The 12,701-nt window shown below is 66.5% G+C and carries 11 protein-coding genes; 6 read left to right on the forward strand and 5 right to left on the reverse strand.

Annotated elements, in window-relative coordinates:
* Window positions 1–48: 48 nt before the first annotated feature.
* The 5 genes from gyrB to dnaA all read right to left on the reverse strand — a co-directional run bounded on the left by gyrB (window position 49) and on the right by dnaA (window position 8,510).
* Window positions 49–2,082, reverse strand: a complete 2,034-nt coding sequence (gene gyrB / locus ACIRRA_RS07740) for a DNA topoisomerase (ATP-hydrolyzing) subunit B (protein ID WP_402764498.1) — start codon at window positions 2,080–2,082, stop codon at window positions 49–51.
* Window positions 2,083–2,505: 423 nt separating this feature from the next.
* On the reverse strand, window positions 2,506–3,114 hold the full coding sequence (locus ACIRRA_RS07745) for a DUF721 family protein (RefSeq protein ID WP_402764500.1): 609 nt from the start codon (window positions 3,112–3,114) through the stop codon (window positions 2,506–2,508).
* A 112-nt stretch (window positions 3,115–3,226) separates the two neighbouring features.
* Entirely contained in the window at window positions 3,227–4,411 is a 1,185-nt protein-coding gene (gene recF, locus ACIRRA_RS07750) for a DNA replication/repair protein RecF (protein ID WP_402764503.1), read from the reverse strand.
* Window positions 4,412–4,574: 163 nt separating this feature from the next.
* Window positions 4,575–5,744, reverse strand: coding sequence for a DNA polymerase III subunit beta (gene dnaN, locus ACIRRA_RS07755; protein WP_402764506.1), 1,170 nt, complete (start codon window positions 5,742–5,744; stop codon window positions 4,575–4,577).
* An 801-nt stretch (window positions 5,745–6,545) separates the two neighbouring features.
* Entirely contained in the window at window positions 6,546–8,510 is a 1,965-nt protein-coding gene (gene dnaA / locus ACIRRA_RS07760; protein ID WP_402764508.1) for a chromosomal replication initiator protein DnaA, read from the reverse strand.
* 536 nt (window positions 8,511–9,046) lie between these two features.
* On the opposite strand from dnaA, the gene rpmH reads away from it, so the two are divergent.
* The 6 genes from rpmH to rsmG all read left to right on the forward strand — a co-directional run bounded on the left by rpmH (window position 9,047) and on the right by rsmG (window position 12,521).
* A complete protein-coding gene (gene rpmH / locus ACIRRA_RS07765; RefSeq protein WP_033085250.1) occupies window positions 9,047–9,190 on the forward strand; it encodes a 50S ribosomal protein L34 in 144 nt (47 codons plus the stop codon).
* Window positions 9,191–9,278: 88 nt separating this feature from the next.
* Entirely contained in the window at window positions 9,279–9,650 is a 372-nt protein-coding gene (gene rnpA, locus ACIRRA_RS07770; protein ID WP_402764510.1) for a ribonuclease P protein component, read from the forward strand.
* Complete coding sequence (gene yidD, locus ACIRRA_RS07775) at window positions 9,647–9,967, forward strand: membrane protein insertion efficiency factor YidD (RefSeq protein ID WP_354849007.1); 321 nt, start codon at window positions 9,647–9,649, stop codon at window positions 9,965–9,967. The genes rnpA and yidD overlap by 4 nt, the downstream gene beginning before the upstream one ends.
* Window positions 9,968–9,971: 4 nt before the next feature.
* On the forward strand, window positions 9,972–11,060 hold the full coding sequence (gene yidC, locus ACIRRA_RS07780) for a membrane protein insertase YidC (protein ID WP_402764855.1): 1,089 nt from the start codon (window positions 9,972–9,974) through the stop codon (window positions 11,058–11,060).
* 30 nt (window positions 11,061–11,090) lie between these two features.
* A complete protein-coding gene (locus ACIRRA_RS07785; RefSeq protein WP_402764512.1) occupies window positions 11,091–11,627 on the forward strand; it encodes a protein jag in 537 nt (178 codons plus the stop codon).
* 156 nt (window positions 11,628–11,783) lie between these two features.
* A complete protein-coding gene (rsmG, locus tag ACIRRA_RS07790; RefSeq protein ID WP_402764515.1) occupies window positions 11,784–12,521 on the forward strand; it encodes a 16S rRNA (guanine(527)-N(7))-methyltransferase RsmG in 738 nt (245 codons plus the stop codon).
* Window positions 12,522–12,701: the final 180 nt, after the last annotated feature.

The raw sequence follows: 12,701 nt of genomic DNA on the forward strand, positions 1-12,701 counted from the left end.
GTGCAAGCAAGCAGGGGCCGGAGGTTCGATTCCTCTGGCCCCACTTCGCTACACGTCCAGGAACCGCACGTCCTTGGCGTTCCGAGTGATGAAGCTGCGGCGAGCCTCCACGTCCTCACCCATGAGGATGGAGAACAGCTCGTCGGCAGCGGCCGCGTCGTCGAGAGTGACCAGACGCAGCACGCGCACGCTCGGATCCATGGTGGTCTCCCACAGCTCCTTCGGGTTCATCTCACCGAGACCCTTGTAGCGCTGGATGCCGTCGTCCTTGTTGATCTTCTTGCCGGCCGCCAGACCGCGCTCCAGCAGACCGTCCCGCTCCCGGTCGGAGTAGGCGAACTCCGGCTCGGACCGCTGCCACTTCAGCTTGTACAGCGGCGGCATGGCCAGGAAGACGTGACCGTGCTCGACCAGCGGACGCATGAAGCGGAACAGCAGGGTGAGCAGCAGCGTCGAGATGTGCTGGCCGTCCACATCGGCGTCGGCCATCAGCACGATCTTGTGATAACGCAGTTTGTTGATGTCGAACTCGTCGTGGATACCGGTGCCGAACGCCGTGATGATCGACTGCACCTCGGTGTTCTTCAGCACGCGGTCGATGCGCGCCTTCTCCACATTGATGATCTTGCCGCGCAGCGGCAGGATCGCCTGGTACATCGAATCGCGGCCGGACTTGGCCGAACCACCGGCGGAGTCACCCTCCACGATGTAGATCTCGGACTTGCTCGGATCCTTCGAGCGGCAGTCGGCCAGCTTGCCCGGCAGGCCGCCGATATCGGTGGCGGACTTGCGGCGCACCAGCTCGCGCGCCTTACGGGCCGCCACCCGCGCCTGCGCCGACGAAACCGCCTTCTGCACAATCGTCTTCGCATCGGCCGGGTTCGCCTCGAACCAATGCGAGATGTGCTCGTTGCAGGTGCGCTGGACGAAGGACTTCACCTCGGTATTGCCGAGCTTGGTCTTGGTCTGGCCCTCGAACTGCGGGTCGGCGATCTTCACGCTCACGATGGCGGCAAGACCCTCACGGATATCGTCACCGGTGAGGTTGCCTTCCTTCTCCTTGAGGAGCTTCTTGTCCTTCGCGTACTTGTTCACCACCGTGGTGAGCGCCGCACGGAAGCCCTCCTCGTGGGTACCGCCCTCGTGGGTGTTGATGGTGTTGGCGAAGGTGTGGACGGACTCGGAGTAACCCGAGTTCCACTGCATCGCGACCTCGACCTCGTGGCCGGTGCCCTTGCCGGTGAAGCCGACGATCGAGTTGTGAATCGGCGTCTTGGTCCGGTTGATGTGGCGGACGTAGTCCTCGAGACCGCCCGGGTAGTGATAGGTGCGGGTCTTCGTCTTCGGCTCGGCGGCGGGCGCGTTCTCGTCCAGATGCTTGGGCGCCTCGGCGGTTTCGCTCACCACCTCGTCGGTGATGTCGCCCTCGTGGATCCGCTGATCGGTCAGCGTGATGGTGAGGCCCTTGTTCAGGAACGCCATCTCCTGCAGGCGGCGGGCGACCGTCTCGAAGCTGAAGGTGGTGGTCTCGAAGATGTCCGGGTCCGGGAAGAACCGGATGGTGGTGCCGGTCTTCTTGGTCGACTCGCCCTGGATCAGCTTGCCCGGCTTGGCGTCCTTGTACTCCTGGGTCCAGTGGTAGCCGCCGTAGTCCACCTCGGCCTCGAGGCGGGTGGACAGCGCGTTCACCACGGAGATGCCGACACCGTGCAGACCACCCGACACCGCATAGGACTCTCCGTCGAACTTGCCGCCGGCGTGCAGCTGGGTCATGACCACCTCGATGGTCGGCACCCCCTGCGCGTGCATATCGGTGGGGATACCACGACCGTCGTCGACGACCTCGACACCGCCGTCGGCCAGCAGGGTGACATCGACACGCGTGGCATACCCGGCCATCGCCTCATCGACCGAGTTGTCGACGACCTCCCAGATCAGGTGGTGCAGGCCGCGCTCACCGGTGGAGCCGATGTACATGCCGGGGCGCTTGCGTACCGCCTCCAGCCCCTCGAGCACCGTGATCGAGGTCGCGCTGTACGACTGATTGCCCTGCTTGGTCGAGCCTTCTGCGTTGGAGTCCATGGCAGCCACTGGTGGGTAGCTCTCCTTACTTGCTGATCCCCCCGGCACAATGCGGAGCACGCGCGGAGCCCTCAGACGCTGTCTGCTCGAGTACCCAGACGCTGTCTGCTCGAGAATTACGGGGGCTCACGCGCGGGCGCTGCGGAACGCGCCGGGAGGTATCGCCGCTAGTTACTCCCCCATCCTACTGGTACGACCGACAGAGAACCCACCTATGACACCCCTGGGTGGGCCGTAGGGTCATGAAATCGACCAGCGACATGACCCGTTATGGGTGTGGGGGGTTCCGGAAGCCTCAGCGGGCGATGTGAGCACGGGCTCGGAGCAGTTTGCGCGAGGGTTCTCCGTGATCTCCGGACGCTCCGAGTGACGATCTCTTCTCGTTCCACGTGAAACAAACGGGCCGGAGCGAGAATTCGCGGCCTACCCGTAAGTGTCGCGCGGGCCCCGGCCCTTGATGTGCCGCTCGCCCTTGCGCCAACTCGGAGCGGTCGGGCCGTTGATCCGGAGCTGTTTGACGACGCCGTTGCCGACCGCGGCCGCGATCTTGGCGAGGATCTGGGACTGGAACATGCGCAACTGAGTCGCCCAGGCCGTGGACTCGGCCTGAATACTCAGCACACCGTTCTCCAGCGAGATGGGCTGAGCGTGGGACGCGATGTCCTCCCCCACCACGCTGGCCCAGCGGCCGAAAACCGTGCCCTCGGCGACCTTGGCCGACCAGCCGCGACCCTTGGCCAGCTGCATGGCCAGCGAGGAGAGGGTCTGCGGGTCGCGCTCGTCCGGATGCGCGCCCGACCAGCCGCTGCGCCGCCGCAGGGCACGGACGCCACCCTTGCGCGGCGAGGCCCGGCCCTGACCTACCGACTTACCGGCCGCGCGTGCCGCGGCACGTGCTTCTTCGAGAGCGCGCCGAGCCAGGTCGACGCCGCGCAACTCCGGTTCCGGACCGGTCGCGTCGCTGGATTGGCGGGGGGCAACGGGATTCACCTCGGGTGGGGTGCGGTCGTTGCCTTCGGTCGGCTCAGCCATCCACAACTCCTTCCACACCTGGGAATCCCGATGATCGTCGGCGGTTCGTCACGTGATTCTGCCGCATCGCATCGACGGAATCACCGGCACAACGCGCCATTCCGCCGCAAGGTCACATGGACGCCGACTCGGCTATCCGGGACGTCCGGTGATCGGCCTCGCCTTGGGTCTCCACGCGCAGCGGCGCGGCATCCAGTTCCGGCGGCACGTCCTCGGGCACCGCGGCGGTGATCAGCACCTGCTCGGCGCCGGCAGCGACCGCGGCCAGGGCGGTACGGCGCCGGCGATCCAGTTCGGCGAACACGTCGTCGAGGATCAGCACCGGATCGGTTCCGGCGGAACGCAGCAGCTGGAAGGCCCCGAGCCGCAGCGCCAGGGCGAAGGACCAGGACTCGCCGTGACTCGCGAAACCCTTCGCGGGCGCGGAACCCAGCATCAGATCCAGATCGTCACGGTGCGGGCCTACCAGGCACACCCCGCGCTCCAGCTCCTTGGGACGCGCGGCGGCCAGCTCCCGCAGCAGGATCGCCTCCAGCGTCTCCTCGTCCTCGGTCTGTGGCGCATGTGCGGGATCCAGGAATTCCGGCGGCAGGCTCGCACTGCGGTAACCGATTGCGGCGGGCCGGGATTCGGGCGCGATATCTGAATAAGCCTGTGCAAGATGTGGATAAAGGTCGTGCACCAGCCGCAACCGCTGCGCCAGCAGCACCGCCCCGTGCGCCGCCAGATGGCCGTCCCACACATCGAGGGTGCTCATCTCCGCGCCACGCGCACCCGAACGGGCATTGCGCCCAGCCGTTTTCAACAGCGCCGATCGCTGCCGCAGCACCTTGTCGTAATCCGCGCGCACCGCGGCCAGCCGCGGCAGTCGCGCGGTGGCCAGTTCGTCGAGGAAGCGCCGCCGCTCCCCCGGATCCCCGCGCACCAGCGACAGATCCTCGGGCGCGAACAGCACGGTTTGCAGAATCCCCAGGATCTCCCGCGGCCGCCGCACCGGTGAGCGATTGATCTGGGCGCGATTGGCGGTGCCCTGGTTCAGCTCCATATCCACCCGCAGTTCGCGGCCGGTATTGACCACCGTCGCACCGATCCGGGCCTTCTGCGCGCCGATGCGGATGAGCGGAGCGTCGGCCGCCACCCGGTGTGAGCCGAGTGTGGACAGATAGCCGATGGCCTCGATCAGGTTGGTCTTGCCGTTCCCATTGGAGCCCAGGAAGACCGTTCCGCCGGGCGCGAGTTCGAGTTCGACGGCCTCCCAGGAGCGGAAATCGCGTAGTGACAGCGCACGCACGTGCATCCGGCTAGTCCACCATGCCCGAGATCGGGGCCGGTACCGGCCCCGGCTGGGGATACTCGAACGTGCGCGGCGAATCCGCCACGCACGCCGAGTTTTTCACAGGTTTGTCAACACTGTGCACAGGTGTGTCGTCCGCGCCGAGTCGAGGGATCGCCAAACGGGCTCAGCCCGGCAACCGCACCGGCATCAGCAGGTAGATGTAGCTGCCGCTGAGGGCCGAGAACGCGCCCGACTCCAGCCGGGCGGGCTCCTCCTCGGGCGCCGGCAGAAACACGGCCGGGCGGCTGGGAGTGGTGAAGCCGAAGGTCACCCGGTCCGAATGCGAGGCGGAGAGACCGTCGAGCAGGTAGCCGGGGTTGAAGGCGATGGTCAGCGGCTCACCGCGGAACTCGGCCTCCAGCCACTCCTCGGCGCGGCCGGCGTCGTCGCCACCGGCGGAGAGCAGCAGGCCCTCCTCGGAGAACTCCAGCCGCACCTGGGCGCCGCGCTCGGCCACCAGGGCCACACGCTTGATGGCCTCGGTCAGCGCGTTCACCGCGAGGGTGGCGATGGAGGTGTGCTCCTTGGGGAGCAACTGCCGGAACTTGGGGAATTCCGCGTCGAGCAGGCGCGTGGTGGTGCGGCGGCCGCCGTTCACGATGCCCAGCAGGCCGTCGGTGCCGGTACCGAACGCCAGCTGCACCGGCTGATCGGACGCGCCGAGGGTCTTCGCGGACTCGGACAGGGTGCGGGCCGGGACCAGCACCGCGGTCTCCACATCGGCGCGACCCGGCTGCCATTCCAGCTCGCGCACGGCGAGACGGAAGCGGTCGGTCGCGGCCAGGACCACCTTGGGGCCCTCGATCTCGACGCGGATACCGGTGAGCATGGGGAGGGTGTCGTCGCGGCCGGCGGCCACGGCCACCTGGGAGACCGCCTCTGAGAACAGGTCCACCGCGAGCTCACCGGTCTGCGGAGGCAGCTCGGGAAGCTGAGGATAGTCCTCGACCGGCATGGTCGGCAGGGAGAACTTGGCGCTGCCACAGGCGATCAGCACGCGGGTGCCGTCCACCGACACGTCCACCGGCTTGTTGGAGAGCGCCTTGGTGATATCGGCCAGCAGGCGGCCCGACACCAGCACCTGACCCGAACCGGCGACCTCCGCGGCCACCCGCATCTGCGCGGAGACCTCGTAATCGAAACCGGAGACCGTCAGGCCGTCCTCGTCAGCCACGAGAAGCACGCCACCGAGCACAGGCACCGGAGGCCGCGACGGCAGGCTGCGGGCCACCCAGGCTACGGATTCGGCGAAGTCCTCGCGGGCGACCCGAAACTTCATGCTTGCAAGCTCCATCGCCCGGTCTGTCCTCTCCACTGTCGGTCGTTCGGATCTTCGGATCAGTAATCGGCAGTCTCGCACACGGGGCCGACACCAAACCGTACCTGCGCGAGACCGACGTGCCTACGCCGACCCTCCGGCTGACCACCGGAACTCTCGTGGACTCTCACGGCGTTGCCCCTGACCCCCTGCGGCGCCGATCCCTTGCTTCGCCTTCTCCTTGCTGCCCGATCGGGTGGGGAGGGACTGCCCATCGGACCGTGCTCTCCCCACCCGAGATTCCACACACCCTGTTTTAGAAGAACCTCTCCTAGAGGAAGAACTGAAGTAGTAGTAGGTCCTGTTAGTTCTGTGGACTTCGGCCATTTACCCAGGTCGGAGCATCCAGCGGCATGTGGATGTCGTCGGGGTGGCTCGAGGATGAACAACGCGTGGCTGTGGAGTTGACCCGCTACTCCACAGCTCTCCTCGAGCCATCCTCGAGTTGGTCCCACGTTTCGGGCCATGCTGCGCACATCTGAGCGAAACCGGGGACAACTCGAGGATTCCTCGAGGACCTGACATGGATTCCTCGAGGAATCCACAAGCCGCTGAGCGCATCCGGGCAGGTCAGCCCTCGAGGATGAATCAACCTGTGGGAACTGTGCATGAAAAGTTGTGCACCCCTGTGCATGACGGCCTGGGGGCAACTCGGTGGACAACAGTGGGATTCCTCGAGGAGTCCACACACCTTCCTCGAGGATTCCTCGAGGAATCCACAACCCCTGAAAACAAAGAACCCCACGTCAGACGACGTGGGGTCCTGTGGACTGTGGATCAGCGCGAACGCTGTTTGATTCGGGCTGTGAGTTCTTGAACCTGGTCGTACACGCGGCGCCGCTCGGTCATCTCCTTGCGTACTTTCTTCTCCGCGTACATGACCGTGGTGTGGTCGCGGCCGAAGGCCTGGCCGATCTTGGGCAGGGATAGGTCGGTGAGCTCGCGGCACAGATACATGGCGATCTGCCGGGCCTGGGCCAGCGGCCGCGCCTTGCCGGGACCGGTCAGCTCCTCCAGCGTGGTGTTGAAGTACTCCGCGGTCACGGCCATGATCGTGGCCGCCGTGATCTCCAGCGTCGCGGTGTCGGGCATCAGATCCCGTAGCACCACCTCGGCCAGCGACAGATCCAGCGGCTGGCCGTTCAGCGACGCGAACGCGGTGACGCGGATCAGCGCGCCCTCCAGTTCACGAATATTGCGCTCCACCCGGCTGGCGATCAGTTCGAGCACATCGTGCGGCACGTCCAGGCGGTCCATGCGGGCCTTCTTGCGCAGGATCGCGATGCGGGTCTCGAGCTCCGGCGGCTGCACATCGGTGATGAGCCCCCACTCGAACCGGGTGCGTAGCCGCTCCTCCAGCGTCGCCAGCTGCTTGGGCGGCCGGTCGGAGGACACCACGATCTGCTTGTTGGCGTTGTGCAGGGTGTTGAAGGTGTGGAAGAACTCCTCCTGGATGCCTTCCTTGCCCTCGATGAACTGGATGTCGTCGACCAGCAGGATGTCGGTCTCCCGGTAGCGGCGCTTGAACGCCACCTTCCGGTCGTCACGCAGCGAGTTGATGAAGTCGTTGGTGAATTCCTCGGTGGACACGTACTTCACCCGCATGCCCGGGAACAGCCGCTGCGCGTAGTGGCCGGCCGCGTGTAGCAGGTGCGTCTTGCCCAAACCCGAAGCGCCCCAGACGAACAGCGGATTGTAGGCGCGCGCCGGCGCCTCCGCGATGGCCACCGCCGCGGCGTGCGCGAAGCGGTTCGAGGCGCCGATCACGAAGGTATCGAAGGTGTACTTCGCGTTCAGGCTGGCCGAGGACGGCGTGGGCGCGGGCTCGCGTTCGGGCGTCCGGTTGAAGTAGGTCGGCCACGAATTGCGGACATTGACCACCGGCTCGTCGTCGTGTGCCTCGTCCACCGGCCGGCGTGCGGCCGGTTCCTCCGAGTAGCGCGGCGCGGGCTCGTCCGAATAACGCTGGGGCGCGGGCTCGTCCGAGTATCGCTGCGGGGCGGGTTCATCGGCATAGCGCTGAGGTTCGTCGGAATACCGCTGCGGGGTGGAACGGACGGGTTCGTCGTCGGGGTCCGGCGAGAACAGCGACTCCTGACCGGGCGACATGGGCACGCTGCGATGGTTGTCGCGGCGCCGGGGCGGCACGGGCGGCTCCCCGACCGGCATCGCACGGTCCGGCGCCGACATCGGCAACTCTTCGGCCATCGGCGGCTGCCCGAATTCCACAGGTGGATAAGCATCGTGCTCGTCGTACTCGGCCGGGTAGTCCTGGGGAGGCAGGTAGCGCGGCGCCGCGTACTCCTGTGGACTCTGATACATGGGCTGTGGACGCTCGCCCATCGACGGCTCGGCCGGATACGCGGGAGGAGCCGGCTCGGGTTCGCGCGGGCGTTCGGGCCGGGTGGTCATGCGCGCGTGCCGCGGGGCATTCCCCGAGCGACCGGCGGGCGGATGCTGCTGCGCGCGAATGCGCACGCCCAGCCCCTCGACCTGGAGACCGCGGCGGGCCAGGGATCGCAGAATGAGCTCCCGCAGGTCACGCTCGACCGTCACCTGCGCCATCGTGCCCGGCACCGAGAGCAGGGCGAACCCCTGCGCGAAGGTGATCGGTTCGATAGTGTTGAGCCACGCCTTGTGAGCCTTGCTGACCGGCTGGATCTCCCCGTCCGCGGAACCACTCGCCAACTCGGCGATCACCTCGGGCCAGACAGCCGTCAGCACATTCTGCTCGTCGTCCACGAACGTCGTCCTCCCCGGATGTAGGTCGATAGGAGCAGACGGTCTGCGCTGCTCGGCTCCCCCAGTCACCGGGCGTCGGCGAGTCACCGTCGGCCCTACGAATATGCCACTCCAGGGGTCTTTCCACACAATTATCCACAGATGTGGACAACCTGGGGATACACGCAACCGCGTGTCTGGTTCCCCGAATCGGGCACGTACCTGCGGGTTCACAGCAATCAGCTGGCAAAGTCAACCGCAGTCGCAGCGAAGGACTGGAAAGGACCGTACACGACGCCCGCGCCGCGACACGAACCCCCAGCAAACGCCACGCGGAACGATCGATCCAGTGCGGAAATCGGGCCTCTACCCCCGAGTTTGACCCTCGTCCGGGGGGTAAGTACCCTTCTACAGTCACCCTATGGTGCGGTGGCGGCTGTCTGCTGCCCGTGCCGACAAGGGTATTGCACCGAGAGACCCAGGTCCCTCGAGAGCACCGTTTCACCGACAAAGCTTCGGGCGTCACCGGATGCCCACCACCTAGAGGAGTGTTGACCGTGGCCAAGGGCAAGCGGACGTTCCAGCCGAACAACCGTCGTCGGGCGCGCGTCCACGGATTCCGTCTTCGGATGCGGACCCGTGCGGGTCGTGCCATCGTCTCGGCGCGCCGTGGCAAGGGCCGCGCCAAGCTCACGGCCTGATTCGGTAGCCCCCGGATGCGGCGTCGTATGTGCGACTCGCCGTCCGGTCTCCGGTCCCCCATCCGCCCGCACTCCGCTGGATGCTCAGGTGCTGCCTGAGCCCTACCGGCTGCACCGGCGCACCGACTTTTCCCGGACGGTGCGCCAGGGCCGGCGGATCGGGAGACGGGACCTAGTTGTGCACGTACTGCTACACGACGATCAGTCGAGCGGATCTACCCCGGTCATCCGGGTGGGTGGTCCGCGTTTCGGGTTGATCGTCAGCAAGGCGGTGGGTCCGGCGGTGGTACGCCACCGGGTGGCCCGCCGCCTGCGTCATATCTGCGCAAGCTTGACGGCCGAATTGCCCGGCGGCGCAGACATTGTCATTCGCGCCCTGCCGGGTGCCGCCGGCACGCCCTCCGACGAACTGCTGCGTCAGTTGCACAGCGGTTTGCGCAAGCTCGGCGTTCTCTCATGAACGCCCTGCGCGCCGCTGCCCGGATACCGGCCAAAGCTCTGATATTCCTCATCGAGCTGTATCGGACCTATATCTCCCCCACCCGCATGCCGGTGTGCCGATTCACTCCTTCGTGCAGTGAGTACGCGGTGACGGCGCTGCGCACCCGCGGACTGTTCGTCGGGCTCGGACTGACGGCCGTCCGATTGGCGAAATGTGCACCCTGGCACCCTGGTGGGTGGGACCCCGTACCGGAGCGCAAGCACCGGCACGCGGCATCAGCTTACGAAGGATCATCGCCTGCGGTGACCGGCGATACGAACGACGGGAGTGCATAGCGCCGTGCTCGACTTCATCTATTACCCGGTGTCGGCCATTCTGTGGTTCTGGCACCAGGCATTCGGGTATGTGCTGGGCAAGAACAGCGGATTCGCCTGGGCACTGGCCGTGGTGTTCCTGGTGTTCACTTTGCGGCTCGTGCTCTACAAGCCGTTCGTGAAGCAGGTGCGCACCACCCGGCAGATGCAGGAGTTGCAGCCCCAGATCAAGGAGCTGCAGAAGAAGTACAAGAACGACCGTCAGGAGATGACGGTCCAGATGCAGAAGCTGCAGAAGGAACACGGCTTCAACCCGCTCATGGGCTGTCTGCCGGTGCTCCTGCAGGTTCCGGTGTTCCTGGGTCTGTTCCACGTGCTGCGGTCGTTCAACCGCACCGGCCACGGGATCGGGCAGCTGGGCATGACGCCCTACGACAATGCCCACACCCCGAACTACATCTTCTCCGCGGCCGACGTTCAGTCCTTCCTGATCGCACGGCTCTTCGGCGCTCCCCTCTCGGCCTACATCACCGAGCCCGCCACCGTGCTGCAGTCCTTCGCCGACTACGGTGGCGTGCCGACCAAGCTGGCCATCGCGCTGGTCTCGATTCCGCTCATGGTGATCGCCGGTGTCGCGACCCACATGAACGCCCGCGCCTCGGTGGCCCGGCAGTCCGCGGAGGCCGCGGCCAACCCGCAGGCGGCCATGATGAACAAGATGGCGCTGTACGTGTTCCCACTCGGCGTGCTGGTGGGTGGTCCGTTCCTCCCCGTCGCCATCCTGATCTACTGGGTCTCCAACAACATCTGGACCTACGGACAGCAGCACCTCGTCTTCGGCCGCATCGAGAAGGAAGAAGAAGAGAAGAAGCAGGCCGCCCTGGAGCGTCGCGCGCAGAACGCCCCGAAGCCGGGCGCCAAGCCGGTCGACGTCCGCAAGAAGCAGGCGGCCGCCAAGGTCGAGGACGCCCCCGCGGGTGCCGTCGAGGACGCCGTCTCCGATGCGCCGCAGGCGTCCCAGAACGGTGCCAAGCCCGCGCCGGGCGCGCGGCCGAGCACCGGTAAGAAGCGCTCCGGTAATCGTGGCCGCGCCAATCAGAAGCGGCGTCGCTGAGACTTGCAACTCCAGATGAAGGAAACAACCATGACTGTTGAAACCGACGGAGGGGAACCCACTGTGACGGCTGCGACTGCGGCACCGGACGCCGCGACCGACGCCGAGGAAGCGCTCATCGAAGAGGGTGAGATCGCCGGCGATTACCTCGAGCAGCTGCTGGACGTGCTCGACTTCGACGGCGATATCGACCTCGATGTCGAGGGCGACCGCGCCGTCGTGAGCATCGACGGCGGCAAGGATCTGGCGAAGCTGGTCGGTCGCCGGGGTGAGGTGCTGGATGCGCTCCAGGAGCTGACCCGGCTGGCCGTGCAGCAGACGACCGGCGTGCGCAGCCGGCTCATGCTGGATGTCGCGGGCTGGCGCGCCAATCGTCGTTCGGAGCTGAGCGCGCTCGGCACCGAGGCCGCCAAGCGCGTGCTGGAAACCGGTGAGCGTGAAGCCCTCGCCCCCATGACCCCGTTCGAGCGAAAGATTGTCCACGATGCCGTGGCCGCTCTCGACGGTGTGGTGAGCGAGAGTGAAGGCGTGGAGCCGAACCGTCGCGTGGTGGTGCTCCCCGCCTGACACGCGGACACGTACGGTAGGGCCCCCGGGTTGCAGAGACCCGGGGGCCCTACGCTTATCTGAAGTCGTCCCCCGTCGCAATTCGCCACCGTGCGAGAGGGTTCGGGGGCGCGATCCCCGAGAGTCCCGCAGGGTTGGGCAAGTTCGTTCGGAAGGATGTTTCACGTGGAACCTGACACCGAGATGACCGCTCCGGGTCCGGTCGATCCCCCGGCCGCGGCCGCGGTCGTTTTCGGCGATCGGCTCGACAAGGCCCGGCTCTACTACACCGCCCTCGCCACCGCGGGCGTGGAGCGCGGACTGATCGGCCCGCGTGAGGTTCCCCGGCTGTGGGATCGCCACATTCTCAACTGCGCAGTGATCGGTGATCTGATTCCCCACGGCGTGCGGGTGGTCGACATCGGCAGCGGGGCGGGCCTGCCCGGCATCCCGCTCGCCATTGCCCGGCCCGATCTCCGAATCACCTTGGTGGAGCCGCTGCTTCGCCGGACCGTCTTCCTGGCCGAGTTCGTGGCCGAGGCCGGACTCGACAATGTCCTCATCGTGCGCGGCCGGGCCGAGCAGGCCGGCGTGAAGAAGGAGGCGGGCGGCGCGGACATCGTCACCTCCCGCGCGGTCGCTCCCCTGGCGAAGCTTGCGGGGTGGTCCATGCCGCTGGTCCACGAACACGGACGGATGCTGGCGCTCAAGGGAATCAGCGCCGCGGAGGAACTCGAGCGCGATCGCGACGACCTGACCAAGGCGGGCGCGGGGCACGCCGAGGTTCTGGAATGTGGTGTGGGAGTGCTCGAGACGCCGACCTATGTCATCAGTGCCGAGCGCTTGGCGCGCGCCGAGCGCCGCGCGGAGCGCAAGGGCGGGGGTCGCGGGACCGGTCACCCGAAGCGTCACTGACGAAGCTCGGGCGACTTCGGGGTCGCGATGTTTCATGTGAAACATGAAGCCGGTTGCGATCTTTGAGTGGTTTCGCGGGTGAGTTTCCCGGACTCGAGGTGTGTCGCGGTGCGAAGCTGTCCGTTCAACTTCCGTATTGTGTCCACTACTGGCAAGCTAATGAACGTCGAGCGTGAACGA

The sequence above is a fragment of the Nocardia sp. NPDC101769 genome, assembly GCF_044766925.1.
In the GTDB taxonomy this organism is placed as follows: domain Bacteria; phylum Actinomycetota; class Actinomycetes; order Mycobacteriales; family Mycobacteriaceae; genus Nocardia.